The 24,367-nt window shown below is 70.4% G+C and carries 24 protein-coding genes and 1 pseudogene; 14 read left to right on the top strand and 11 right to left on the bottom strand.

Annotated elements, in window-relative coordinates:
* Positions 1-75: 75 nt before the first annotated feature.
* The 3 genes from KBI5_RS00280 to KBI5_RS00270 all read right to left on the bottom strand — a co-directional run bounded on the left by KBI5_RS00280 (position 76) and on the right by KBI5_RS00270 (position 2,482).
* Entirely contained in the window at positions 76-444 is a 369-nt protein-coding gene (locus tag KBI5_RS00280; RefSeq protein WP_011435921.1) for a WhiB family transcriptional regulator, read from the bottom strand.
* A gap of 878 nt (positions 445-1,322) precedes the next feature.
* Entirely contained in the window at positions 1,323-1,694 is a 372-nt protein-coding gene (locus KBI5_RS00275) for a rhodanese-like domain-containing protein (protein WP_035941325.1), read from the bottom strand.
* Positions 1,695-1,741: 47 nt separating this feature from the next.
* The gene (locus KBI5_RS00270) at positions 1,742-2,482 is read right to left on the bottom strand and encodes a cysteine dioxygenase family protein (protein WP_347272456.1); all 741 of its coding nucleotides are present in this window, start codon (positions 2,480-2,482) and stop codon (positions 1,742-1,744) included.
* Between the two features lie 724 nt (positions 2,483-3,206).
* On the opposite strand from KBI5_RS00270, the gene KBI5_RS00265 reads away from it, so the two are divergent.
* Entirely contained in the window at positions 3,207-4,946 is a 1,740-nt protein-coding gene (locus KBI5_RS00265; RefSeq protein ID WP_085013992.1) for a GAF domain-containing sensor histidine kinase, read from the top strand.
* Between the two features lie 59 nt (positions 4,947-5,005).
* Here the strand turns inward: KBI5_RS00265 and KBI5_RS00260 are convergent, their stop codons facing one another.
* A complete protein-coding gene (locus KBI5_RS00260; RefSeq protein WP_277870072.1) occupies positions 5,006-5,689 on the bottom strand; it encodes a response regulator transcription factor in 684 nt (227 codons plus the stop codon).
* Between the two features lie 585 nt (positions 5,690-6,274).
* On the opposite strand from KBI5_RS00260, the gene KBI5_RS00255 reads away from it, so the two are divergent.
* A complete protein-coding gene (locus KBI5_RS00255) occupies positions 6,275-7,075 on the top strand; it encodes a hypothetical protein (RefSeq protein WP_035730534.1) in 801 nt (266 codons plus the stop codon).
* 184 nt (positions 7,076-7,259) lie between these two features.
* On the opposite strand, the gene KBI5_RS00250 is transcribed toward KBI5_RS00255, so the two are convergent.
* Together KBI5_RS00250 and KBI5_RS26045 are read right to left on the bottom strand one after the other, a co-directional pair.
* Positions 7,260-8,126, bottom strand: coding sequence for a rhomboid family intramembrane serine protease (locus KBI5_RS00250; protein WP_023840505.1), 867 nt, complete (start codon positions 8,124-8,126; stop codon positions 7,260-7,262).
* Between the two features lie 273 nt (positions 8,127-8,399).
* Complete coding sequence (locus KBI5_RS26045) at positions 8,400-8,576, bottom strand: hypothetical protein (protein ID WP_157493289.1); 177 nt, start codon at positions 8,574-8,576, stop codon at positions 8,400-8,402.
* A 379-nt stretch (positions 8,577-8,955) separates the two neighbouring features.
* Between KBI5_RS26045 and bioA the strand changes: the two genes are divergently transcribed.
* Complete coding sequence (bioA, locus tag KBI5_RS00245; RefSeq protein ID WP_085014022.1) at positions 8,956-10,242, top strand: adenosylmethionine--8-amino-7-oxononanoate transaminase; 1,287 nt, start codon at positions 8,956-8,958, stop codon at positions 10,240-10,242.
* A gap of 663 nt (positions 10,243-10,905) precedes the next feature.
* Positions 10,906-12,363 carry a GGDEF domain-containing protein gene (locus KBI5_RS00240; protein ID WP_241882576.1) on the top strand — a complete coding sequence of 486 codons (1,458 nt, stop codon included), beginning with the start codon at positions 10,906-10,908 and terminating at the stop codon, positions 12,361-12,363.
* Between the two features lie 61 nt (positions 12,364-12,424).
* On the opposite strand, the gene KBI5_RS00235 is transcribed toward KBI5_RS00240, so the two are convergent.
* Positions 12,425-13,255: a bifunctional 5,10-methylenetetrahydrofolate dehydrogenase/5,10-methenyltetrahydrofolate cyclohydrolase gene (locus KBI5_RS00235; RefSeq protein ID WP_085013990.1), complete on the bottom strand. Its 831-nt coding sequence runs from the start codon at positions 13,253-13,255 to the stop codon at positions 12,425-12,427.
* 1,218 nt (positions 13,256-14,473) lie between these two features.
* Between KBI5_RS00235 and KBI5_RS00225 the strand changes: the two genes are divergently transcribed.
* A complete protein-coding gene (locus KBI5_RS00225; protein ID WP_023840499.1) occupies positions 14,474-15,043 on the top strand; it encodes a hypothetical protein in 570 nt (189 codons plus the stop codon).
* A gap of 83 nt (positions 15,044-15,126) precedes the next feature.
* On the opposite strand, the gene KBI5_RS00220 is transcribed toward KBI5_RS00225, so the two are convergent.
* Both KBI5_RS00220 and KBI5_RS00215 read right to left on the bottom strand, forming a co-directional pair.
* The gene (locus KBI5_RS00220; protein ID WP_011435934.1) at positions 15,127-15,729 is read right to left on the bottom strand and encodes a TetR/AcrR family transcriptional regulator; all 603 of its coding nucleotides are present in this window, start codon (positions 15,727-15,729) and stop codon (positions 15,127-15,129) included.
* Positions 15,730-15,992: 263 nt separating this feature from the next.
* Entirely contained in the window at positions 15,993-16,535 is a 543-nt protein-coding gene (locus tag KBI5_RS00215; RefSeq protein WP_085002171.1) for a pyridoxamine 5'-phosphate oxidase family protein, read from the bottom strand.
* Between KBI5_RS00215 and KBI5_RS00210 the strand changes: the two genes are divergently transcribed.
* The 8 genes and pseudogenes from KBI5_RS00210 to KBI5_RS00175 form a co-directional block, all read left to right on the top strand.
* Positions 16,536-16,877: a WYL domain-containing protein gene (locus KBI5_RS00210; protein ID WP_082456650.1), complete on the top strand. Its 342-nt coding sequence runs from the start codon at positions 16,536-16,538 to the stop codon at positions 16,875-16,877.
* Positions 16,878-16,909: 32 nt separating this feature from the next.
* Positions 16,910-17,359, top strand: coding sequence for a DUF456 domain-containing protein (locus KBI5_RS00205; RefSeq protein ID WP_083494794.1), 450 nt, complete (start codon positions 16,910-16,912; stop codon positions 17,357-17,359).
* Between the two features lie 698 nt (positions 17,360-18,057).
* Positions 18,058-19,344, top strand: a complete 1,287-nt coding sequence (locus KBI5_RS00200) for an ATP-grasp domain-containing protein (protein ID WP_085013989.1) — start codon at positions 18,058-18,060, stop codon at positions 19,342-19,344.
* Between the two features lie 293 nt (positions 19,345-19,637).
* Positions 19,638-19,763 (top strand): hypothetical protein, encoded by a 126-nt coding sequence (locus KBI5_RS28330; protein WP_277870071.1) that lies wholly within the window; start codon positions 19,638-19,640, stop codon positions 19,761-19,763.
* A gap of 13 nt (positions 19,764-19,776) precedes the next feature.
* Positions 19,777-20,889, top strand: a complete 1,113-nt coding sequence (locus tag KBI5_RS00190; protein WP_011435939.1) for an arginine deiminase family protein — start codon at positions 19,777-19,779, stop codon at positions 20,887-20,889.
* Positions 20,890-20,924: 35 nt separating this feature from the next.
* Complete coding sequence (locus KBI5_RS00185; protein WP_011435940.1) at positions 20,925-21,161, top strand: hypothetical protein; 237 nt, start codon at positions 20,925-20,927, stop codon at positions 21,159-21,161.
* The gene (locus tag KBI5_RS00180) at positions 21,158-21,559 is read left to right on the top strand and encodes a type II toxin-antitoxin system VapC family toxin (RefSeq protein ID WP_011435941.1); all 402 of its coding nucleotides are present in this window, start codon (positions 21,158-21,160) and stop codon (positions 21,557-21,559) included. The genes KBI5_RS00185 and KBI5_RS00180 overlap by 4 nt, the downstream gene beginning before the upstream one ends.
* A 109-nt stretch (positions 21,560-21,668) precedes the next feature.
* Positions 21,669-21,949: pseudogene (locus KBI5_RS00175) on the top strand (hypothetical protein); the annotation flags it as partial.
* A gap of 165 nt (positions 21,950-22,114) precedes the next feature.
* On the opposite strand, the gene KBI5_RS00170 reads toward KBI5_RS00175, so the two are convergent.
* Together KBI5_RS00170 and KBI5_RS00165 are read right to left on the bottom strand one after the other, a co-directional pair.
* A complete protein-coding gene (locus KBI5_RS00170; protein ID WP_085014021.1) occupies positions 22,115-22,870 on the bottom strand; it encodes a 4'-phosphopantetheinyl transferase superfamily protein in 756 nt (251 codons plus the stop codon).
* 140 nt (positions 22,871-23,010) lie between these two features.
* Positions 23,011-23,886 (bottom strand): metallophosphoesterase, encoded by an 876-nt coding sequence (locus tag KBI5_RS00165; RefSeq protein ID WP_011435944.1) that lies wholly within the window; start codon positions 23,884-23,886, stop codon positions 23,011-23,013.
* A gap of 217 nt (positions 23,887-24,103) precedes the next feature.
* Here KBI5_RS00165 and KBI5_RS00160 point away from each other — a divergent pair.
* Positions 24,104-24,367 (top strand): DUF1232 domain-containing protein (locus KBI5_RS00160; RefSeq protein ID WP_085013987.1); only part of this gene is annotated, 264 nt, incomplete at its 3' end.

The following is a 24,367-nucleotide window of genomic DNA, read 5'->3' as shown; positions in this document are numbered from 1 at the left end:
GCGTGAGGAGCCACCGCGTGACCAGGGGGCGATCACCGCTGCGGGACGCGCCCGGGGTCACCGGGCGCGGTCCGCTCAGCTCGCGACCGACACGGACAGCAGCAGCCGGTCGGCGAAGACCAGGGCGTCGTCCGCGCTCAGCCGCCCGCGGGGGACGACGGAAGCACGCTCGTCCGAGGTCAGGCCGCCCCACACCCCGTGCTCTTCCTGACAGAAGATCGCGGTGGCCAGGCATGGGCGCTGCACCGGGCAGTCGGAGCAGATCTTGCGGGCCCGCCTCTCGGCCGCGGCCCGGGCTTTCGTGTTGCGGCCGTCCGGCGGGAAGAATGCGTCCGGGTCGCCGTCGCGGCATGCCGCTTCCTGGCGCCAGTAGGCGGGCCAACCAGCTCCGAACGGCTGTGGCGGCAGATCACGGCCGGGAAGAACCGGGACGCCGGCGCTCATCGTGCACCGCCGGACACGTGGTGACACGCGGCGGACAGGGAGCTGAGCGTGGCGAAGCTTCGAGCGGGTAGCACGCTGGGCTGACTGGGCATACCGTCTCCTGCTGACGTTGCAAAGGCGGACACACTGCTTTTCCAGACCGCCGAATCCGGTGTTGCCTACACCCAGACAGGCAGGTCGACCTGGTCGAGCCGAGAAGCCCTCGGGCGTTCCGGGTGGAATCCGTCGACGCTGCCTTTTCGGTTGGCCTACCGTGGCCGGAGCCCCGCTCGGAAACGATCCCGTCTCGTCTCGTTAACCGAGGAACGTAGACGTCTCTCGACCGGATAGCAAGGGTTCCGGAACGCGGACGTCCGGGGCTCCGTACCGGCGTGTGCCGAGGTAGATGGTCACGCACCGTGCGCGTTCCGAGATGACTGCCGTCGGGCGGGATCGGTGTTGCCGTCGGTCGGGCTCGGTCGCCACGGCGGCCGGTGCCGGGCTCGCCGGGTACCGCCGGATGGGCGGGGAAGCGCTACTGGACAGCGGAAACAGCCTGCATGAAGATCGTTGCCGGATGGCCGGCGCGGCCCGGGAGGGGCGTCGGCGGGGCATCGTCGATCAAGGTTGGAGCGGTACCCGGGTTCGATTGCGTACGGGTGACGATCCCGCGAAGGTCCGCTTACCCCGGTTCTCGGGGGATGATTTCGGTAGAGAAATGTGCGCAGAACCACATCCGATGCTTTTGCCGCTGCATGCGCCCCTGACCTCTGCGGGGTGCAGGGGCGGCGATGACGTGGCCGGCACGACCGGGATCCCCCCGGGTAGACCCCCTGGGTAAACCCGCCGGCCCGGTCGAAGCCGGTCGAAGCCTCGGTCGGGCCGGCGGGTCGCGGCGGTCAGCGGGCCGGGCAGGTGGGGAGCCCGGTCGCCGCCCAGCCGTGGAATCCGCCGATCACGTCGGTGGCGCGCCACAGGCCGAGCTGTCGCAACGAGTCGGCTGCGAGGCTGGAGGTGTAACCCTCTGAGCAGATCACGATGACCTGCAGATCGTCCCCCGTCGCCAGTGGCAGGCACGCGTCGCTGGTGGGGTCGAACCGCCATTCGAGGACGTTGCGCTCCACGATGACGGCGCCGGGGATCTCCCCCTCCGCGGCGCGTTGCGCCGCGGGTCGGATGTCGACCAGCACCGCGTCGCCGTTCTCGGCCAGGGCACGCGCGGCCTGCGCCGGTTCGAGTCGGTGCAGCCGGGACCGGGCCGCCGCGAGCATCGCGTCAATCCGGCTCGGTGGTGTGGCTGTGGCGTGCTCGGTTGCCGTCATGCGCCGCTCCCGGCCACCGCGTGGGTCGGAGCCCTGCGGTCGCCCCTGCCCGCCTCCATCGCCGCGGTGGCCGCGCCGATGGTGACGGCCGGGCCCAGGACCGTCGCGGCTGCCGCGGCCGCGGGTGGGATCTCGACGGCACGCGGATCCTCCGCCCGGCCGCCATCGGCCGGCGCCGGCGCGAACCGCATCGACAGTTCCGGTGGGGAGTAGGCGTGGATCGTCGTCGCGACCTGCCGGCCGCGGTTGGCGACCCGGTGGATGTGGGTCGGGTCGAAGCCGACCACGGCCCCGGTCCCGTGCCGGTGCACCTGGGAGCTGGTCCAGCTCCGGTCGTACTGGTCCTCCTCCACGAAACCCTCGGCGACCGTCAGCGCCCCCAGCGCRCCGCCGTGATCGTGTACCTCCGTCTGCTGCCCCGGATACCAGCCGATCAGCCACACCTCCACGGTCGCGGAGAGCAGCAGCCGGGTGTACCACCGGCGGTCGGGACGGTGACGGATGACGGGACGCCAGACCTCGGGTGTCGCCGCGAGCGCGGCGGTCAGTTCGCACAGGGTCACCAGGTCGATGAGGCCCGGCTCATCGCTCAGGCACGAGGCCGGCACGAAGGGGTCGGCGCTGCGGGTGGGGTCGGCGATGCAGGTGGGGTCGGCGATGCGGATGGGGTCGGCGATGCGGATGGGGTCGGCGATGAGGATGGGGTCGGCGATGAGGACCGGGTGGAGGAGGGGCACGGGTCACTCCCAAGACGCGGGTGATGCCGGGACGCGGGTGATGCCGGTGGCGTTCGCCGGCACACTGCCGGACACGGCCGGGCGGGGAGAAGCGGTGCCGCGCGCGGGACTGAGGCGCCGGGTCACCGCATCGAATGAGCACGATGGTGATGTCCTGCCGGCGTTGGCCCGCCGCGACGCAGGCACGGAGCGCGACGGCGCGGAGCGGTGGAGATCACGGTGCGAACGGGCTGAGCGTGGCGTCGCGCGGYCGACGGATCGTCGGGGCGGGGCGACGGAACTGCCAGCTGGACCAGCCGATCAGCCAGCCAGGGACGGCAGGCGACGAGCCACCGGCGCCGCCGGCGGCGCCGCGGGAGGATGACGCTGGCTCAGGCCCGCCCGGTACACGCCGCGCTGACGACCCGGCTCAGGTCCGTCACACGGTCGCGGTGCAGGAAGAGGTGGGGCACTGCCATGAACAACACTCTACGTTGGAGGTAGCCCGGCGCGTTGTGGCCTCCCGAGACCCGGCCGGTGCCCGTCATGGCGTTCCGCCCGCGGCTCCACGGAGTGGGTGTTTGCCGGATATCCTGCATGGCAGGCAATCCTTCCGCCTGGGCAGGCGCCCGCGCGTCACCCTGCTGGAGCGAGGGACCGGAAATGAGGTGCCACGCGCGGTGGTTTTCGTCGAATTCCGTCGATACCCGGACGAAGGTTCGGTCATTGCCCTGGGCCTGGGCCGATGAGCGGACCCGTCCCCGATGTCGATCGCGCGCGGCTCGAACAGCTTCTGATCCAGCTCTCCGAGCAGGTGAACGAAGTGGCCTCCGTGCAGACCCGGATGCGTGGCCTGCTCGACGCGGTCGTCGACGTGGCCCGGGAACTGAGCCTGCCGGTCACCCTGCGCCGGATCGCGCAGGCCGCCTGCCAGCTCGTGGGGGCCAAGTACGGCGCCCTCGGGGTGATCGGCGACGACGGGGAGATCTCGGAGCTCATCCACGTGGGCTTCCCTGACGAGGTGCCCACCATGATCGGCAGGCTTCCCGAGGGGCGCGGCCTGATCGGGGAGAGTCTGCGCCACCCGCGGCCGTTGCGGGTGGCCGACGTCGCCCGTCATCCCGTCGCGATCGGGTTTCCCGGCGGGCACCCGCGGTTCGACACCTTCCTCAACGTCCCGATCATGGTGCGGGGCGCGGCGTTCGGAACGCTGTTCCTCGGCGCGAAGCGCGGCGGCGGCGAGTTCACCCAGGAGGACGAGGATCTGGCGTGCGCGTTGGCGGCCGCGGTCGGTTTCGCGATCGAGAACGCGCGGCTGTACGAGGAGACCAGGCGCCGGCAGGCCTGGCTCTCGGCCAGCGCGGAGATCACGACCGCGCTGCTGTCGGTTGCGGAGCCCGAGAAGGCGCTCGACCTGGTGGCCCGGCGGGCCCGTCAGGCGACTGCGGCCCGGCTCGCCGCGATCCTCGTCCCCGACGAGGCCGGCCTGGTCGTCGGGGTTGTCGACGGGGAGGGGGACGACGACCTGCGGGGCCGGGTCTTCGCCGACAACCGCCGCCTGAACGAGGCCATGCGCACCGGCCGGGCCGTGCTCGTGCCCGCCGACTCCCCGGGCGGTCCGCTGTTCGGCGCGGACCATGCCGACCTCCCGGTGAAGGTCGGCATGGTGGTGCCGCTGATGGCGGGTGGCCGGGCGCTGGGCATCCTTGTCCTCGGCTCGGGTGGGCGTTCGGCCTCCTTCGGCGGTCTGGACCTGGAGATGGCCGCGGCTTTCGCCGGGCAGGCCGCGCTCACCCTCGAACTGGCCCGGGTGCACCGCGACCGGGAGCGTCTGGCCGTCTTCGAGGAACGGGACCGCATCGCTCGGGACCTGCACGACGTCGTGATCCAGCGGTTGTTCGCCACCGGTCTGCACCTGCAGAGCCTCGCCCGGGCCKTGGACAGCCGGGCGGCCGAGCGGCTGGACGCCGCCGCCGGCGAGCTTGACCAGACCATCTCCGACATCCGTCAGACGATCTTCTCGTTGACCTCCAACGCTGCTGAGGAGACCGATCTGCGCGCCGAGATCCAAGCGGTCATCGCCCAGGCCGAACGGGCCCTGGGAATCACCCCGACGGTCCGGCTGGACGGACCGATCGACCGCGGGGTCCCCGCGGCCATCCGCCCGCACATGCTCGCGGCGCTGCGCGAGGCGTTGTCCAACATCGCCCGCCACGCGCGGGCCTCCCGGATCCACGTGTTGCTGCGGGTCACCGACGCTGACCTCCTGGTCGAGGTGCGCGACGACGGCCGCGGCCCTGGCAAGGCCTCGCGCAGCAGCGGGCTGGCCAACCTGCGACACCGTGCGCTCGACCTCGGCGGCCGGATGGAGTTCGGCCCGGGAGCGGGCGGCATCGGCACCACCATGACCTGGCAGGTTCCAGTGATCGCGCCGTTGCCCGAGCTTCGCGTGCACTCCGGCGAGGGATGGGGCGTCCTCGGTTAGCGGGTGCGGCGGGGTTGCGGGGAGCCCCGGGCCTCAGAGGCCTCAAGAGTCTCAGGGGTTCAGGGGTTCAGCCTGGTGGCGAACACCGCGGCCTGGGTCCGGCTCTCCAGCCCGAGCTTGGACAGCATGCTGGAGACGTAGTTCTTCACGGTCTTCTCGGCGAGGAACATCCGGCTGGCGATCTGGCGGTTGGTGAGCCCCTCCGCGATCAGCCGGAGGATGCGCCGCTCCTGGTCGGTGAGCCCGGAGAGCCGTTCGTCCTCGGCCGGTCCCTCCCGCAGCCGCACCAGGACCCGGGGCGTCACCGCGGGATCGAGCAGAGACTTGCCCGCCGCCACCTGGCGCACCGCGTCCACGAGGGCGGTTCCCCGGATCTGCTTGAGAACGTAGCCGGCCGCGCCCGCCATGATCGCTGTGAAGAGCGCCTCCTCGTCGTCGAACGAGGTCAGGATGAGGCAGGCGATCCGTGGATCGCTCGACCGGACCTGCCGGCAGACCTCGATACCGCTGCCGTCCTCCAGGCGTGCGTCCAGCACCGCGACGTGGGGCTGGAGAGCCAGGATCCGGGCGACCGCCTCATCGGCCCGCCCGGCCTCCCCGACCACCTCCACATCGGGTTCGTCGGTGAGGAGATCCCGCAGCCCGCGACGCACCACCTCGTGGTYGTCAAGAAGGAACACCCGGATGGTTCCGGTGATCGACGCAGGCCCCGGTGCGTCACCGACTCCGGAACCGTCCGCCAGTTCGTCTGACACCGTTGACTCCGCCCGACCCTGACGCCGTAGAAGACCGTCGCTGTTGTCACCTGCAGCAAGCAGAATATAACGCTCGCTGTTGGAGGCGGTGACCTCGACCGCACGGAAGCGGTGTCGTGCGTCTCGGCGGATGCCGTTCGGTGAACCCGTGAACGCCGGTTCCGGCCTCATCCGAAAAGGGTAGGTCCGGGCGGCGTCCGCCGAAGTCCGGTGAGGTGTAATCGAGCGACTTCATGATGTGATTACGCCAGGTCGCAATTGGCGTGCCGACGGCGGATGCAGAGTCCGTCCGCGAGCCCGGAGGTTTCGCCTGCTCCCCGGCGCGGCGCTGCGGCCCGTTGGCCGTAGCAGGGGAACCTCGATCGGGGCCGTCCGGTGTTTGTATCGTATGTCCGCCATGTGGCAAAAAGCACCCCGCTGCGTAGCGCATCCGATCCGTCCGTCAAGATGCAGTTCTCGCCCTCAGGTGCCGGCGCCATTCTCCGGGGTCGGCCGATCATGGGCGTCTTCGGCGTAGCGGCAGACAGAGATCGAGGGAAAGGACGTGCGGTCGTGCGATGGGGTAGGGGCGACGTGGCGACCACCACGGTCGCGGCGAGGATCGCGACGCTTCTGACGGAGCAGGCCGGCGGCGGGGCGCTCACGGATCCGCGGCTCGCCGCGGCGGCCAGCCGTTCCTGGACGCTGACGGAGACGATCGACTCCGCCGGGTCCGTTACCTGTCGGGTGACCACGGCCGTCGTCGCGGCCGTTGTCGCGGGCGCCACCGCGACGGCCTCCGAGGTCCCCGTGGTGACGGGACCGCAGCCGGATCCGACCCTGTCGTACGAGCAGCTCGTTCGCTACCGTGACGCCCTGCTCGCCGCGGATTTCGCCGTTCAGGAGGTCTTCGAGGACTGGCGGACGGTCGCTCTCGACGTGCGGGTCGCGGAGGAGGCGGAGGATGCCGCTCTGGCCGACCTGCCCGAGGCGACCGGTGAGGCTGTCGAGACCGGTGAGGCCGCCTTCTCGACCGCCGTGGACTCGCAGCCGGCCGTGGACTCGCAGCCGGCCGTGGACTCGCAGCCGGCCGTGGACTCGCAGCCCGCGCAGGTCGCCTCGACAACCGGGGAACAGCCCGTCAGGCCCGCAGCGGAGGCGGAGGCCGAGGACGCGCCGGTCGTGACGGGTAGCCGGAAGCGGCCCGGCCGGAGGTCGGCCGACGCAGGCCGTCCGCGAGCCCGGCGCGGTCTGTTGCGACGTCGTGTTCCCGCCGGGAAAGCCGTGGCCGTGGCATCCGCGGCCGACACGGGCGGCTGCGACGACGCCGCCGCGGCCGAGGCTGCCGACTCCACCACCCCCGACTCCATCGTCGGCGGGTCGTCGGCGTCCTGATGCCGGACCGCTGGGGTGCCTGACCGCCGGGCGGGCCTTCGCGGCTTCGGGACTACTCGACGGTCGTGACGGTCGCCGCCGTGGCGGCCGTTGTCGTCGTGGCGGCTTCCGCCGTCGCGGCGTCCACGTCCGGCAGGTGCCGGCGGGATGCCACGACGGTCAGGCCGCGGAAGATCGGGATCGCTCAGTAGGGGCGGCGGTGGCGGGCCGACGAGTTCCCCGTGCCGCGAATCCAGCCGTGTTGGGGCACCCGGAGCGGCGTCCCGGGGCCGGCGGCTCGCAGCCGGCTGATGAACGGCGTGACGAGCAACGCGCCGACCGCGAAGCCGACTACATGTGCTCCGTACGCCACGGTACCGCCGTCGGCGACGCCGAATCCGGTGAAGTAGATGTACTGCAACGCGAACCAGAAACCGAGGACGATCCAGGCCGGCAGCCAGAACGGCAGAAAGAACAGGACGGAGACCAGGCCGATGACGCGGGCCCGTGGGAAGAGCACCAGATAGGCCCCCAACACGCCGGCGACCGCGCCGGAGGCGCCGATCAGGGTGTTCGTCGACCCACCCTCCAACAAGGCGAAGCCGTACCCGGCGGCGTATCCGCAGACCAGGTAGAACAGCGGGTAGAGCAGCCTGCCCATGCGATCTTCAATGTTGTTGCCGAAGACCCCGAGGAACAGCATGTTGCCGATCAGATGAAGCCAGCTTCCATGCAGGAACATCGAGGTCAGCACCGACAGCACCGGGATCTTGTCGAAGCTGGGCGGTGATTCCACGATGCATCCCGGGTTGCCGGCCGCATCCACCCCGATCCGGCCGGAGTTCGCGGCGGTGAGCTGCGCATTGTGCACCAGTTCCCACGGGATCGCACCCCACTCCTGAAAGAACCGCTGCTGCTCACAGATGTTCTGTGCCGCCGACGTCTCCGTGCCGGCGACCGAGCTGACCACCGGTTCGAAGAAAACGAAGATCACCACGTTCGCCGCGATGAGCAGCCAGGTCACGACCGGGCGGCGGCGCAGGGGATTGATGTCGTGAATCGGGATGACCACACTGACATCCTGCCCGATGCGCCTGGGCAACTACTCCTACCTGGCACTCCTGGCCGACGATCAGCCAGGGGTCGTCGGCCTCTGCCTCCGCCGCGAAGATCACACCGGGGCGATGCCGCCGCTGGGAAACTTGGCCTCACCCTGGCCGAGGGGCCGGTCGACCGAGACGGCGAACCATGGAAGGCGAACCATCCGCACTACCTCACTTCACAGTTCCTGGCATCCTCGCGATACCGCGTGGGCTGGAAGGCAATCCGTACGAGGACGAGGGTGTCAACCAGCTGGAGCACGCGCCAGACCGCCGAGCAAGCACGGCGGTCTGGCGCGGATGCCGATGTCGTCGCTGCGGCGCTTCTGCACGACATCGGTCGTGCCCCTGGCGTCGTCGCCGCCGACGTCACCTTCGACGATGTCATCATGATGCGCGTCCACTTGACCAATAGCGCCCATCTCGAGGAGTTCAACACGCTCTATGCGACCTGGGTCAAGGACCCCTCCCGGCCCGGACCACCGTGTGCGTCGACCTGCCCCGTGACTTCCTCGTCCTCGTCGACGCGCTCGCCGTCCTCGACGCCGCCGACTGAGTGGGGGTAGCCGCGAGTTGGACTCCTGTCGGCTTGGGGTTCGAGGGCAGGACGGGCGGGTGACGAGCTCGGGCGGGTGACGCAGGGGTGTGAGACCGCAGTTGTGTGAGACGCACGACGATCGGCCCGGGCCAGCGCCACCCAGGCCACCGCCGTCGACCGGGGTGGGCGAGAGTGGGGAGGTGACCCCTCGTTCGACGATCGCCGTCCCGCCGCCCGCGCTCACCCCCCGGCCCCAGACCCCGGTGGCGGACGTGGGCGACCTCGTCGCCCGCGATCGGCGGGTGGTCTGGCATCCGTATGCTTCGGTGTCCGGCTCCACGCCGCTCTTCCCGGTCGCATCCGCCGCGGGGACCCGGCTGACGTTGACCGACGGCCGGGAATTGATCGACGGGATGTCGTCGTGGTGGGCGGCGATTCACGGCTACCGGCATCCCGTGCTCGACGAGGCGGTGCGCGGGCAGCTCGAGACGATGTCCCATGTGATGTTCGGCGGTCTGACCCATGAGCCGGCGGTGGCCCTCGCCGAGACCCTCGTGGCGATCACGCCGGATCCGTTGCGGCGGGTATTCCCGTGCGATTCGGGTTCCGTCGCCGTCGAGGTCGCGATCAAGATGGCGCTGCAGTACTGGACCGGGCGGGGCCGGCCGGGCCGGACGCGCCTGCTCACCATCCGACGCGGCTACCACGGCGACACCTCGGGCGCGATGGCGGTCTGTGATCCGGACGCGGGCATGCATCACCTGTTCAGCCACCTGCTGCCCCGCCATCTGTTCGCCTCCGCCCCGGCCTGCGCCTTCGACGAGCCGTGTGAGGACGCTCACGTCGCCGAGATCGAGGGGCTGTTGGCCGGGCACGCCGACGAGATCGCGGCGGTCATCTGCGAGCCGGTTGTGCAGGGCACCGGAGCCATGCGGTGGTATGCGCCGGGCTGGCTGGCGCGGCTGCGCGAGCTGTGCGACCACTACGGGGTGCTGCTGATCGCCGACGAGATCGCGGTCGGGTTCGGCCGCTCGGGCGAGCTGTTCGGCTGCGACCATGCCGGCATCAGCCCCGACATCATGTGCGTGGGCAAGGCGATGACCGGTGGATACCTGTCCATGGCCGCGACGCTGTGCACCGACGAGGTCGCGGCGGGCGTCTGCGACTCGCCAGCCGGCGTGTTCATGCACGGCCCCACGTTCATGGGCAACCCCCTGGCGAGCGCGGTCGCGAACGCCAGCATCGACCTGCTCCTCTCCTCGCCCTGGCAGGCTCGGGTGCGCGAGATCTCCGCCGGGCTCTCCGCCGGGCTCGCCCCGGCCGCCGACCTGCCCGGGGTCGCCGACGTGCGGGTACTCGGCGCCATCGGAGTGATCGAGACGCGGGAGCCCGTCGACATGACCGTGATCCAGCCGCTGTTGGTGGATCTCGGGGTCTGGGTCCGCCCGTTCGGACGGTTGGTCTACACGATGCCGCCGTTCATCATCTCCCCCGCCGACGTGGCCACCCTGGCCGCCGCGATGGTCGAGGCGGTCGCCCGTACCATCTGATCGCCGCGTCACCGGTTCGTCCGCGTCACCGACGCGTCGGTCCCTACGCCGCCGCCAGGTGTCAGGAGCGGACGGCGGGCATCGAGCTGGTCCCTCGGCGATCCCTCCCTCGGCCGTCCTTGGTCTCCGGGCGGCGGACGTGCCGTTTCCCGGGCGTGTCGGATGTGGTCTCTCGGCGGTGTCCCGCAGCCGACGCGACCGGGCGGCCCGTCGTGACGCCTCCTTCGGCCCGGCATTCGTCGTCGCAGGTCAGGTGCCATTTCCTGGGCAACTATCGCGCGCATGCCGGGGAGAAAACACGGCTCGGCGACGCCGCGAACGGCTAAGAACCGGCATTCGGACGGTTGCGAATTGGCGAAGCGCCTTCGTACTCTTCGTTCTCGAAGATTCACCGTAAGTAGCAGCGACCAGGTTGGATTCACCGGGCGGTTCCGGCCGGGTACGGCCGTGGACAAGAACGAGGAAGGCCATCCACCAATGCCGTTACGCATACGACTGGCGCGGGGCGCGGGTTCCGTTCTGGTGGGCACTCTTCGGCGTGGCTGGCGGCGAGTCCGCGGGGTGACCACGCGGGGAGCGGGCACGACTGCCCGGACCGGTCGCGGGGCGGCACGAGGCGAAGCGTCCGCCCCACCCGCGAGCGCCGAACCCGTCGGCCCCTGGATGATCGGCCCTCCGCCGTTGGGCCCTTATCTGGCCGGCCCACGCCTGGCCGGCGCCCACGTCACGGAACCTCGCCTGGCCGTGCTGCGCCTGCTCGGCCACGGCTGGATGCTGTGGCGCGCGCCCGGGGGGTTGATGCGGCGGGGGTTAATCGTAGTCTTCTGCTGGCTGAGCATGGCCGGGTTCGCGGCGGCGGGTCTGCGTCCGCGATGGACCGACCTCGCGGCCTTCGCCACCTTCGTTGTTCTCGGGGCGCTGGCCGTGGTGGCGTCCGGACGGCTGGGTGAGGATCTGACCGTTCCCGGGGCCCGACGTCATGACCTGCTGTCCACCTGGACGGTGGCGGCGGCGGTCCTGCTGCCGCCGTTCTACCCGGCGGTTGTCAGCCTGCCGCTGTGCTGGCTCGCCGGCCGTCGTGATCCAGTACAGCCGCCGCATCTGCGCGTGTTCCACGCCGCGGCGTTGGGCATCGCGGGCTTCTGTGCCTCCAGCGTCCATCTGCTGCTTTGCCCCGATCGAGGGCCGTTCACCGTCGACAACCTCGTCGGGTCCGGCGTCGCGGTGCTGGCCTTCCTCGCCGCGGTTGCGGTTTACCCGGTTGTGGCGAGGCTGACCGTGATGGGGATGAGGCTGACCGTGATGGGGATGGCGACGTCCGATGGTCGGGAGAGCCTCGATTCGTGCTCCGGTGTGGCGGCCGGTCCAGCCCGGCCGGGCTGGCCGGACCGGCCGGACCGGACCGGGGTCGTCCCGTCACCTGTCATCCCCGCCCGGACCCCGCTCCGGCATGCGTGCCGCGACCTCGTGCCCGCGCAGGCCGCCGAGATCTGCTCGTCGATCGTGGTCGCGGTGCTGTGGGCGGCGAACCCGTTGCTCATGCTGGCGATCACACCCCCCGTCCTGTTGCTGCAACGCAGCCTGTTGCACGCCGAGCTCCTGCATGCCGCGCGGTCCGACGCGAAGACCCGGCTGGCCAACCCGGCGTACTGGCGCCAGGTCGCGGAACGCGAGATCAACCGGGCCTGCCAGGTGGGGCGTCCACTGTCGGTGCTCCTGGTCGACATCGACCACTTCAAGCGGGTCAATGACAGGTTTGGTCATCTCATCGGGGACGTCATTCTGATCGCGGTGGCGGACGCGCTGCGGGCGGCGACCCGCCCCCGGGATCTCGTCGGACGGTTCGGGGGCGAGGAGTTCGTGGTGCTGCTCACCGAGGTCGAGCTGGAGAACGCGGCCGATGTCGCGGAACGGATCCGCCGCCAAGTCGCCGGAACCCACTGCCGGCTGGAGGGCCGGCCTCCCCTGTCGGTGACCGTGTCCGTGGGAGTCGCGACACATCACGGCCCCCGCGGCGACCTCGCCGGCCTCATCGCCCGTGCGGACTCCGCGCTCTACCGGGCCAAGGCCGATGGTCGTAACCGGGTACGGCTCGCCGGGCCGGTCTACAGCTCCGTCTGAGGCCGCTGCGGGCTCCGCTGAGGCGGCGGGCCCCGCTGATGCCAGGTGGCCGGTGTGCCGATCAGGCGGCGCGCGCCGCCCGGATCGTGTTGCGCAGCAGGAGCATCGTGGTGACCGGTCCCACGCCGCCCGGCACCGGGGTGAGGGCGCCCGCCACGGACGAGACGGCCGCGGCGTCCACGTCACCGACCTGCCCGGTCTCGGTCACGACGGTGCCGACGTCGATGACGGCCGCACCCGGGCGGACGAAGCCGGCGCCGACGAGGCGGGGATGGCCGGTGGCGGACACGATGATGTCGGCCTCGTGGGCGATGCTCACCAGTCCCTTGGTCCGGGAGTGGCAGATCGTCACGGTCGCGTCCTCGGCGAGCAACAGCAGCGAGACCGGCTTGCCGACCACTGGGCCGCGGCCGATCACGCATACCCGGGCGCCGGACATCGGGATGCGGGCCCGGGTGAGGATCTCCACCACCGCGGCGGCGGTGGCCGGCGCGAAGCTCGGCAGACCCAGCGCGAGCCGGCCGAGACTGCTCGGGTTCATCCCGTCGACGTCCTTGGCCGTCGGAATGTGYTCGCCGACCTCGCGGGAGGTCAGCCCGCCTGGCAGCGGCGTCTGGACGATGRTCCCGTGCACGGTCGGATCGGCGGCGACGGTGTCGATCGTGTCGAGGATCGCCGCCGGCTCGCCCTTCGGCTCATGCAGCACACAGTGCACGCCGACCTTGCCCGCGGTCCGTTCGATGATCTCGGCATAGGAATACGCGGCCGGATCCGCGGTCGGCAGGACCACAGCCAGGGTCGGCGTGACTCCCGCCGCAGCCAGCCTCTCGGCCTCGTCGACCACGTACCTGCCGATCTCGGCGGCCATCGACCGCCCGTCGAGCATCCTCATGTGCCGTTCCGATCCTCGTCGTTCTCGTGGTCTGGCTCCCGTGGCCCTGCGGTCCTGATGGTCCTCCGGGCCGTTCCGCACGTCCGGGCCGTTCCGCACGGACAAGTCACCGCTGTCCGCAGGCCTTTCCCGCACTCGCGCGGGTTATGCCGTCCTGGCCCACCACGCCAAACCTGGGGAAGGCCCGGGATGCGCCGGCGCAGCGAGCGAGCGGCGGCGGGCACGGTTGTACCGTAGCAAGGCGGGTGGGCAGCTAACCTGCGCGGGGGAGCACGCCAGGGCGGCTCGGTGCGCTCGGTTCCAGGCCGCTCGGTTCCAGAACGCTCGGTTCCAGACCGGTCGGTTCTCGTGCCTCGGATTTTCGGAATAACGGATCCTCCCTGGGAAATCCTTCCGGAAGAGGCCCGCCCCTGTGTGGTGGTGCAGCCGAGGTGGGCGATTGCCGAGCGGAAATCCGTGTATTACTAGATATAATCTTCCCGGTTCGGGGTGATGGTGGCAGGTGGTGYGGTCCGGCGGAGTGGGCTGGCCGGTCGTCGACGTTCGCGATCGTTCGAGTCGGYCGCCGCTCGCGGCACGTAGCGGCCCGCTCCTCGCTGTGACATCTAYGGACGRCCGGAGCGACGCACCTGAAACGACGCACCTGAAACGACGCACCTGGCCGGAAGCGTCCGGTGCCCGCTACGCCGCATCCCGAGCCACCCGCCACACTGGCTGTACTCAGGAACTCCGGCCGGCTTGCCGGATGTAGCGATATGAATGCGACATTCGTCCTGCTGCGATGAGTCCACGGAACTTGATGTCAGGTGGGTAGCGAGGGTATATCATTCACCATTTTCCCGAGTTTATTGTCCTGCTTCTCTTCTCGGCTACCATGGAGACGTCCCGTCCTTGACCACGACGTGGAGTATCGAGATGAAGTCATCCGCCCGCACGACCATCCGTGCGATTCTTCTGGTTTCATTCCTGGCCGCCGGCTCTCCGTGACCGGGGAGTTTCCCTCGTTGAAGGCACGTCAGCTTCTGCGAGTGCCTGGACGATTGGGATATCGAGTGACAAAACAGGACGATTCAGCTCACCGATGGCTGGAGGCGGACGGACGTCCACGACTTCGTCTTGCTTTTCATGACCGGATCACCATCGGGCCGGGGTCGTCCGGCAGATACTGGTCAAGCAGGTGGGGCTGACGGTCGAGGAGGCGTTTGGAGGTGATCGATAGTGTCTAAGGTGGTATCGGTGCTGGTTCGCCGGGACGGCCCCTGCTGGTCGGCCTGGTCGCCGCAGTGTCCTGGTCTGGTGGCCGCCGAGACGACCGCCGAGGAGATGCGTGCCGCGTTGCCGGACCTGATCGCCTGGTACTTCGACGGGGACCCCGACGTCAACCTCCGGATCCACCTTGAGCTGGAGGTGCGYGGTGTCATCGTCCGGATCGCGCAGGATGCCGACGCCTGGGAACGGCAGCTGGTCGCCGAGCGTCTGGGCGCGGCCTTGGGCATGGACAGTCAGGCGGAACAACTGCGCGCCGTGCGGGCGAACGCCGCGGGCGAGGTGGTGTATGTCTGTGCGCTGCCGTCGGACCAGATCTCCTGGCTGACCGGGCAGATGGACGACGAGGACGATGCGGTCGTCGTCGCGCTTCCGGCGACGGAGAGCGAACTGTGGACCTTGCAGTTTGACGCGCTCCGGCGGCGAGGTGAAAAAGCGCCGGGTGCCGGCTACCGGCCGGAGGCAACCTTTGATGAGATCATGGCGACGTTCGCCGGGCCACGCCTCCAGCTCAGCGCATGACAGCCCGGCCCCGCGCCGGTCGGCCCCCGCCGGTGAGCGCCCGCGTGACGGCGGGAATCTCCGCCCTTCGGGCGAAGAGGATGTCAACGGGGGAGATCGCGCAGGATGAGGTCGAGGCCCGCGAGGAACTGGGCCTCGTTCTCCTCCCGTAGATGGGGTGCCGCATCGGAGAGATCCGGGTGGTGTTCGGCCGGCGGGCGTACCGCCGCGACCGGGCCGCCGCGGGCGCCGGCCCCCTCCCGTTCCACGGCCCGGGCGAGCTGGCGGGCCTCGCTGAGGGTGTGGCCGAGGGTGTAGAAGAGCAGCGTCTGGTAGACGTTGGCGGCGTCGGCCGGATCCATGCCTGCGCGGTGAAGCTGGGCGACCGCGTGATCAGCCCGCTCCCAGTAGGCGCCCACCCCGGGCGGGCGGCGCAGCACCAGCGGCGCCAGGGTCGGATGCGCCAGCAGGGAGCGTCGGAGCTGACGGAAGTTTTCCCGGATGTCCCGGCGGGGGTCGTCGGTCTCCGGCAGCTCCTCCACCCCGCGGATCACCGTGTCCGTCAGCGCGTCGAGCAGCGCGTTCTTCGTCGCGAAATGTCGGTACATCGCCGTGGGATCCACGTCGAGGAACGCGCCGAGGGCCCGCATGCTGAACGCGCCCGCGCCGTGCGTGTCCACGACCTCCATCGCTGCCGCCAGCAGCACCTCCCGGGACAGCGTGCCCCGTGGGGTCCGCCGGGACCCGACCCGCCGACCTCGCCGCCTACCGGTGTCCGCGTCGGCGGTTCCGATGCCTTCTGGCTCGTCATCGTCGGTGCCGGGATCGTGCGTGCCGGCGTCACCCTCCCGGGTGTCCTCGGAGCCTGGGCTCTCGTCGTCGGACCGGGGCGCCTTGGGATCGTTGGTCTCATCGTCGATGGCATCATGATAGTCAACGATGTTGACGCCGTCCCGCGGCTCGTGATGGTCTACTCCTCGGCCCAGGTTTCGCGCACCGGCCCGTTGCCACGGCGCTGCACCCGCACCCCTCGATAGCCCGGTCGCCAGCTTTCCAGCACGATCTCCCCGGCCGGCTCGTCGACGCTCGTGCGGACCACCTCGGTGAGCTCGACGCGGAAGAGGTCGAACGGCGTCGGCGGGCCGACCTCGGTGGCGAAGGAGGCCAGGACCTCCTCATCGTTGATCCACCGGGCCCGCCCGGAGACGCGGATGTCGCCGCCGGCCAGGTCCTGGCCCGGCCCGGGATTGGCGGCCAGGGCGAAGCGGGGGTCGCGACGCAGGTCCCGGGACTTGCGCGCATCCGGCATGCTCCCGAGCCACAGCTCCCCGAACCGGAAGTTCGTCTCGATTCCGCTCGTGCGCGGGGAGCCGTCGGCACGCACGGTAGCCAGGATGTGATGGCGGAATGCCGCGAACCGGGTGCGCGCGGTCTTGGCGAGGGCGGGTTGCGCGGCCTCGAAGTCGCGCCAGGATGTCGTCACCGCGCCATCGTGACCTGAAAACTCTGCCATCTGCTGTCCTGGTTCACGGCTAGGCTTCCCAGACGTGCGATCGAGCCGGCTCACCGCGTTGCTCCTGCATCTGCAGGCCGTGCGGCGGGCCCGACTGACGCCGACGGCTGGCGGGAGGTGGAGCTCGCGACGGAGGGGCTCCAGGTGGCGCTCAGCCAACTGTGTGTCCTGGCGGACGGGGTCGTGGTGCTCGCCCCCGCCGAGTTGCGCACCGCCTTCGCCGAGGTGGGTCGACGCATGGCGGAGAACAATATGGCGGGGAACAGTGCTGCCGCGGCGGTGGGGAGCAACACTACCGTCGCGGGAGATCGGGAGATGCCGGTGAAGGAGGTCGCGCCATAAGTACCGGTGGGCTGCTAGTTGTCGCTCTGGTGATGGCCGTCGGCCTGGTCGGCGTCGTCCTCCCGGTACTGCCGGGCCTCGTCCTGGTCTGGGGCGCGGGTCTGTGGTGGGTGATCGCGGACGGTGGGGGAGTCGGTCGCTGGATCGTGCTGGCGCTCATGACCGCGCTGTTCGTGATCGGGGCGCTCACCAAGTACGTCCTGCCGGCTCGGGCTACGGCCGGTCGGGGGGTGCCGTGGCCCAGCCTGGCCATCGGCGCGGTGTGCGCGATCATCGGCTTCTTTGTAGTGCCGGTCGTCGGGCTCCTGATCGGTGGAGTGGTCGGGATCTACCTGGCCGAGCTGGCGCGGCTGGGGGATGCGCGAGCGGCGGGCCGCACGACCTGGGCCGCGATCGTCGCCTTCGGGGTCGGTGTGGTCGTGGAGCTCGCCGCCGGCGTCGCGATGGTGCTCGTCTGGTTGGTCGGCGAGTTCGTCGCGTGATGACACGTGACGACTCATGGCGATTCGTAACGATTCGTGACGTCGTGCTGCTGGTTCCGGTCTTCCGGAGTCCGCGGGGGCCGGGAGTCCGCGCGTCCCGATCCGGGGAGTCGACCGGCCCCGAGCCTGGTGGGCCGGTCTCCCGACGGCGCCCTCCGCCGCATGATCGCTATGTTAAGTAGGGGTAACCATTTCCGGTGCTCCGTGGTTGCCGCCTCGTCCGTCGTGTGCGACTGTTAGCATCGTCCGAGTGATGCTGATGGAACGTCTCCTGACGGATCTCAATGGTGGACGGCGAATGTTCCACTCCGAATTTCACCGGGCTATCGGATCGAACCCCGGATGAGTGATCTGGGGCGGACCTGCCGAAAATCTCAGAAATTTATACGATATTTTTTCCATTATTGTTCAGAGTGGCCGTGGTCAAAGTCGCGGTTCCTTTTTATGTCACATTCCTCCGGGGCTCCGCAGTGGTACCGGGCGCGCCCGCGGAGTCACCGGCCGATGCGGCGTCCGTTCTTTCCCCCGATGTCCTTCCCTTCTATGTCCTTCCCTTCGACGTCGAGGATCGTGTGGAGGCAGCCGGCCGCCGGGTTCCGCGGCCGCGGTCTGGTCGAGGCCTGACGACGTGACCGGGAAACGTAGCGCGCAGGCTCCGTCCTTGAGGGCGGGAGGATGCCAAGAGAGGAGACCGTCCCGTGCGTGTCCTGGTGATCGGATTCGGGCAGGCGTTGCTCAACCAGCTGGGTTCGGCGCTGCCGCCGGGCAGTGTCACCCTCGTCGAGGACCCGGATCTGATCGACCGGCGGCGAGTGCGGCCGGCTGTCGAGAAGCTGCCCTGCGTGGCGGCCCTGCTCCCGGCGGCCTACCACCAGAGCGAGGACTTCCTCCCCGTCGTGCTCGCAGCGGCGRCCACCGGGGGACCCTTCACCGCCGTCGTCCCGGCCCTGGAGTACAGCGTCCCCGCCGCGGCCTTGGCCGCGGCCGCACTGGGCCTGCCGGGCGCGGGAGTCGGGGCCGCCCGATGCCTGTCGGACAAGATCGAACTGCGCCGGGCGGCGACGGCGGCGGGCATCGCGACCCCGCGCTGGCGGGAGGTCTTCGGCCCGGATGACCTCGCGGCCTTCGGGGTGGAGAGYTCGGTGGTGCTCAAACCCGCCAACCGGCACGGCAGTCTCGGCGTGCAGATCCTCGACGCGGTGGAGGACGGGCCGCTCGACCTGGCGGCCATCTGGTCGGCGACGGTCGCCGCCCTCGACGACGGCGCGCTTCCCAACCGCCCGTTGCACTGGCGCTACCTGGTGGAGAGCCGGATGGTCGGTGCGGAGTTCAGCGTGGAGGCGCTGGTGCGCGACGGCGTGCCGAGCTTCGTCAACGTGACGGCGAAGCGGGTGCTGCCCGGGCGGCACCCGGTCGAGACCGGGCACGTCGTGCCGGCCCCCGGACCCGCGGCCAGGACCGCCGTGCTGAGCCGCGCGTTGACGCGTCTCATCGCGGCGATCGGCTTCCGGGACGGCATCCTGCACGCCGAATGGATGCTGACCGCCCGCTGCCCGGACGACCCGGTGCTCATCGAGTGCGCCGGGCGGATCCCCGGTGACAGTCTGGTCGAACTCATCGACTTGGCCTACGGAACCTCGCTGGCCGCGGACTACCTGGAGATTCTTTCCGGGGGGCGGCCCGCGCCGGCCGCGGTGGCGAGCGCCGCTGCGGCGATCCGCTTCCTGAGTGCCTCACCCGGTCGGGTCGACGCGGTCGACGGCGTCGAGGTCGCGCGGGCGGTGCCCGGGGTGCGGCGGGTGGCGCTGGCGGTCACCCCGGGCACGTCCATCCCGCCGCTGCGCTCGTCGGGCGACCGCATCGGCGAGGTGTTGGCGGTCGGCCCGACCCCGATGGATGCCGAGGCCACGGCGGCACGCGCCGCCGGGCTGGTGCGCGTGGCGGCGGCAGGGGCTCCGTTCGGCGCGGCTGTCATGCGGATCTAATTCCGTTGCCGCCGTCGCTCACCCTGATTATGAACACGTAAACGCCTGCCCGATCGGCACGTCGCGTACCCGCGCTATCCCGGGCTCCGCGTCCTGGTCGCATAATGCCGAGGTGGAACGCGCCAGCGAGAAATCGGATAGATGATTCTTGGCCTGTGGGTCGGCGTCCGGCGGGTGAGTACGGACATCGCCGTCGATCTGTCTACGGCTGCTGCTTCCACGCTCTCCCCGCGGCCGTGTTCCGCTTTTCCGTGCCTTTCTCCTCGTTGGCCGATGGGGGCCGAGGGCGCGCCGTGGCGGGTGCCGCCGTCGCGGCGGGGGTGATGGTGTCGGGGGTGCCGGTGTCGGGGGTGCCGGTGTCGGGGGTGCCGGTGTCGGGGGTGCCGGGCCGGCGCGGTCGCGACCTGGTCACCGGATGACCGGGGTTACCGGATGACCGGGTCGACGGTTCTCATCCAGAATCCGACGGTGGTGCAGCCGGCCGAGACGTCGGTGTTCCTGGCACCCCGTCCGTCCTACGACCCGGTCCGGGCCGCGGCCGAGTCCGCCGCGGTGCGAGCGGCGCTCGCCGACCTCGGGGCCCGTCCCTGTGCCCCGTCCGAGATCCTCGCGGCGCTGCCCCGGGAGGTCCTGATCGAGCTCGCCGTCCGCGCGGTCAGCGCTGAGGACGACCTGCGAATGGCCGCCGCCCGCGAGGCGCTCCACGACTGGTCGGCGCCGGCGCTGGTGCCGGTGGTGCTGCGCCAGCCGCGGCTGCTGCTCGACCCCGGCGCCGCCCGCGGCGTGATCGGCCCCGACCAGGCGGACGAGAGCTACGCTCTGCGTCCCCTGGCCGGGTTGATGTTTCCTCGTGATCATTATGTCGATCTCGGTGAAGCGGTCGCGGTCGGCCGGTTGCGGCGCCGGGACCGGGCCCGCGAGACGGTCGTCATGGCGGCCGTGCTGCGCGGGTTGCGGGGCCGATCGGCCGAGGTCCGCGTCCCGGAGCCGCTGTTCCTGGAAGGCGGGGATCTGGTGAGYTGCGGCGATGTGGCCGTCCTCGGCACCGGTTGGCGGACCAGCCCGGCGGTCTGGGGGCTGTTGCGTCCGCATCTGCTGGCCAGCTTCGGTCACGTGGTGCGGGTCCGCGACGAGCTGCGGCGTGACGGCCAGCCCCATCTGAACTCCTGGCTCGGCCTCGGCCCGGGGATCGCCCTCGTCGCCGCCGATCGGCTGCACGCCCCGGCGGTGGTGGAACGCGACGGCGTCGCCGGCCGGGAGACGACGCTGGTCGACGCCCTGCGAACGATCAATCTCGCCGTCTGTCCGCTGGCACCGGACATGGTCGCGGCCTTCGCCGCGGGGGTGTTCTTCCTACCGGCCTTCGCGCCGCCGGAATCGGTCCTCCGGTCGGAGCCGGCCGCCCTGGTATCCACGGCGAGTGCGCCCTGGACCGAACCGGTGCTGTCGCGGTTCGGGATCCAGACCGTCGCGGTGCCGTTTGACGAACATCACAAGCAGTTCGGCAGCCTGCACCGGGCGCTCAACACCGTCCCGCTGCGCTGATGGCATGGCGCTTGCGGTGGGACTAAAATGCTTGCATGGCGACGATTCATGTCCGCGAGGTGCCGGAGGAGACCCTCACCATCCTCAAGGTCCGTGCCGCGCGCGCGGGCCGGTCATTGCAGCAGTATGTGCTGCAGCTGCTGGAGGGCGAGGCGGCGACGCTCACGGCCGAGGAAGCCGCGGACCAGGCCCGATCGATCGCCTCCCGCGGCACGGTGACCGCGACCGACGTCGTGGACGCGATAGCGCGGATGCGCGCGGACCGTGGATGATCGTCCTGGACACCTCCGCGCTGGTGGAGTTTCTGGTCGGCACGGATGACGTCGCCGACGTGGTCCGTGCCCTGGCCACCCGGGAGCGGATCGCCGCGCCGCACGCGGTCGACCTGGAATGCGCCTCGACGCTGCGCGGCCTCGCCCGCGGTGGGAAGCTGCCCGAGGGCGAAGCATCACGTGCCCTGGAACTGCTTGGTCGCATGAACCTGCGACGCTATGGCCACGCCCCGCTCCTCCCCCGGATCTGGGAACTACGCCACAACATGTGGCCCTACGATGCCGCCTACATCGCGCTCGCGGAAACCCTGAACGCCGACCTTGTCACGGCCAACCGGAAACTCGACCGCGTTCCGGGTCTCCGCTGCACCGTCCGTGACCTCCAGAACGGGCCGTGAACGCTCCGACCGGACCCGGCTCGCCTCCAGCCCGAGCCCCAGCCCGGTCAGGTGGGAGTCGAACCATCAGCGTCGGCTTGCGGGGCGTCGGCTGCGGCATGCTACCGGCATGCCTGATTCGCGGATCAGCCTGGCCGATGCCCTGGAACTGAGGCGGACCGGCGACCTGTGGCTGTTCCGCGGCCGCACGGCGGCGGACCGGGCGATCCAGACGACGACCAACAGCCCGGTGAACCATGTCGGCATGGCGGTGGTCGTTGACGATCYTCCGCCGCTGATGTGGCACGCCGAGCTGGGAAATCGTTGCCGGACGTCTGGGCGGGCACGCATCAGCGCGGCGTGCAGTTGCACGACCTGCGTGCGGCGGTGGAGGTCTGGGCACGCCGTTTCCGTTCTGGAGCGGTGACGACCTGCGTCTGTCCGGAGGCTTCGTGCTGGGCGGGGAGATCGTCGTGGACGTGGACGACCCTGCCTAGCGTCGCGTCCGGTGGGTCCGTGCGGCGGCCGTTGACCAGGATTCGGTTCCTTGTCTTTCCAGAGCCTTTCGTGTCCGATTTATCCCTCTGGATAGGCAGGATGCGTCTGGGGGGRTGCCGTCGTCATGGGGATGCCGTCCAGGTGCGGCACGGTGATCGCGGTGACCAGCAGGCCGCGGGCCGAGAGCCAACGACCGCCGAAGCCGGTCAGCTCACCGCCGGCCAGCCGTGGTCCCGCCACCAGGAGTTTCGCGGTGAAGGTGCCCCGGGCGGCCGGGCTCGGTGCCGGCGGGCCCATAGGTGCGGTGCCCGGGTGGATCACGAGGGCGGCGTCCCCGAAGCCGAGCCAACGTTCCGCCAACGGGTACCACGCCTTGTAGACAGACTCCTTGGCGCTGAACAGCAGCCGGTCCCAGCAGACGGCCGGGYGGGTGCGGGTGAGGGCCGCGAGCCAGCCCGCCTCGGCGGGAACGGTGATCTCCTTCAGCACCCCGCCGGGTGTGGGCTCGTTCGGCTCGGCGTCGATGCCGATGGTGTGGACCTCCGCCGCCCGGGCCACCGCGGCCGCCCGGTAGCCGGCGCAGTGGGTGATGCTTCCCACCACTCCGTCCGGCCAGCCGGGTGCGCCGCGGGAACCGGGCAGGATCGGCGCCGCCGGAAGTCCGAGCCCCTCCAGCGCGCGATGCGCGCATACCCGGGCGGTGGTGAACTCGCGGCGCCTCTTGTCGACCGCGCGGCTCAGCAGCGCAGCCTCCTCGGGGAATAGCACAGCCGAGGGATCGTCCTCAAACGCCTCGACGGCGACGGCCGCGGCGGGCAGCAGGCTCGCGAGCAGGCGCGGATCCACCCTCTTTACTCCGGTACCCGTTACTCCGGTAGCCGTCCCTGACGTCGAAGCCGGCGCCCCCGGCGGCGCCGAGCCTGCCCCCGGCGCCAATCTCGATCCCGGCGTGGAACTCGATCCTGGCATCGCGCTCAGTCCCGGCGGGCCGGCGGTGCGGGGAAGGGCAGGATCTGCCGTAGCCCAGACCATGGCGTGCCCCACGCCGCGCGTTCCCGAGGGTAGCCCATCGAGACCTCCTCAAAGCGGACGTCGTCGTACCAGGTGGTGCGGGGAATGTGCAGATGACCGTAGACGACAGCGCTGGCCCGGAACCGCGTGTGCCAGTCGGCCGTGCTCGTGGTGCCGCACCACAGCGCGAATGTGGGGTACCGCAGTACCGCGGTGGGCTGACGGACGAGTGGCCAGTGGTTGACGAGCACCGTTGGCATTGTCGGATCGATGTCGCCGAGGCGCGCCCGGGTCTGCGCGACCCGGGCCCGGCACCAGGCGTCGATGGTGGGATACGGGTCCGGGTGCAGCACCCATTCGTCGGTGCATACGATCCCGCTTTCCCGGGCCAGGGCCAGCGCCTCCTCCTTCGTCGCCGTTTCGGCGGGCCGAAAGGTGTAGTCGTAGAGCACGAACAACGGCGCGACGACAACGGGGCCGCCCGCGCCCTCCCAGACCGGATAAGGGTCCTCCGGGGTGACGACGCCCAGCCCGCGGGCGATCTCCACGAGATGCCGGTAGCGTTGTTCGCCGCGCAGCTGCACCGGGTCCTGCTTGGGAGTCCACAGCTCGTGATTCCCCGGCACCCAGACAACCTTCGCGAAACGCCCGCTGAGCTGCTTGAGCGTCGTCTCGATATCGGCGATCGTCTCGGCGACGTCACCGGCGAGGATCAGCCAGTCGTCGGATGATCCGGGTGCGATGTCCTCCACCATCCGCCGGTTCTCGGGGTAGGCGACATGCACGTCACTGACGGCCAGCAGCCGCCCGGGCGAAACCGGGGAATCCGTCCGGGACACAAGGCGAAGCCTACCGGCGCGGCCACCGGCGTGTCCGCCAGATGAAAATGCTGTTCCGGTGTTCGAGATGGCGCCGGGTGGGCATCCTGATCGAGGATCATCGCGAGGGATCGGTGACGATCCCTCGAGGACGACACGATGAGCCGACGGATCCAGCCGATCTTGCGGGAGTGGACAGCGATGAACGACAGCGGGCAGCGATGAGTGGTGGGCAGCGATGAGTGACAGCGTCGGAATCGGGCTGCTCGTCGCCCTCGGGGCTCTCGTCATGATCGTCCTGGCGCTGGCCGTGGCCGCGCTGGTCGCCGTCCGGAAGTACCGGCTGCCGTTGCGGGGCCTCGTGGCGACCCTGGCGGGCCTCGCCTACGTCATCTCCCCGGTGGACGCCGTCCCGGAGATTCCGCTGGGGCCGATCGGCCTGATCGACGACATCACCGTGATCATCGCGACCGTGGTCTACCTGCGTGGCCTGATCGCCGCG

It is taken from the genome of Frankia sp. KB5 (assembly GCF_002099325.1).
GTDB classification, from domain to species: Bacteria; Actinomycetota; Actinomycetes; order Frankiales; family Frankiaceae; genus Frankia; species Frankia casuarinae.
This window is presented reverse-complemented; position numbering and strand designations above follow the sequence as displayed.